Source organism: Sandaracinaceae bacterium, assembly GCA_020633055.1.
GTDB lineage: Bacteria > Myxococcota_A > Polyangia > Polyangiales > Houyiibacteriaceae > JADJJE01.
In genome coordinates, this window is record JACKEJ010000001.1 from 1 (window position 1) to 1,042 (window position 1,042).

At 71.0% G+C, this 1,042-nt stretch carries 1 protein-coding gene; it reads left to right on the plus strand.

The window, feature by feature from the left end; all coding sequences use genetic code 11:
* Nucleotides 1-1,010, plus strand: a 1,010-nt coding sequence (locus tag H6726_00005) for an IS3 family transposase (protein ID MCB9655999.1), incomplete at its 5' end; no start/stop codon positions are given.
* Between the last annotated feature and the right edge of the window lie 32 nt (nucleotides 1,011-1,042).

Here is a 1,042-nt window from a genome sequence, read left to right on the forward strand (position 1 = left end):
AAAGCGGCGGCCTGGTTCGCCGCGGAGAGCGCGTCGACCCGGAAGAAGGGTTCGCGTTCGTGAAGGCGCACCAGGCCGACCACGCGGTCGCGACGACGTGTCGCGTCCTGCGCCTGTCGAGGAGCGGCTACTACGCGTGGCTCGCGCGAGGGCCGTCCGCCCACGCACTGCGCGATGACGAGCTGCTGGGCTTCATCCGCAAGGCCCACGTGGGCTCGCGCGGCATCTACGGCGCACCTCGCATCCGCGCGGTGCTGCGACGGCAGGGCGTGCACGCGAGCCGCAAGCGCGTCGCGCGGCTCATGCGCGAGGCCGGCATCGTCGGCGTGACGCGGCGGTCCAAGCACCGGACCACGGTCCGCGACGACAAGCAGCGGCCTGCGCCCGACCTGGTCGACCGGAACTTCACGGCGGACGGGCCCAACAAGCTCTGGGTCGCCGACATCACCCACATCCCGACCCGCGCCGGGACGCTGTACCTGGCGATGGTCCTCGACGTGTGGAGCCGCAAGGTCGTCGGCTGGGCGACGGGCAGCAGCATGCCGGCCGAGCTCGTCATCGCCGCGTTCGACATGGCCGTCGCCCGTCGCCGCCCCAGGGAGGTCGTGCACCACTCCGACCAGGGCAGCCAGTACACCAGCGCCGCTTTCACGAAGCGCTGCAAGGCCCTCGGTGCCCACGTCTCGATGGGCTCGGTCGGTGACTGCTTCGACAACGCCATGGCCGAAAGCTTCTTCGCCACCCTCGAGGTCGAGCTGCTCGCGCTCGTCGGGACGTTCAGGACGCACGCAGTCGCCGAGGCCCACGTGTTCGAGTTCCTCGAGGGCTTCTACAACACCCGCCGCCTGCACAGCCGCCTCGGGATGCGGTCGCCGGTCGAGTTCGAGCAGGACGCGTCGAAACCCCCAGCCGTCCACAGCAATCCCCAGACCGTCGGTCTCCCCCCTGGACCCCCCTCGGCCCTCCCCGCGGCGGTAGTGCCGGTCGGGGCGCCTCAGGCTACTACTTGACACCCGGTGTCCACGAGAGCGGGGCAACCCCA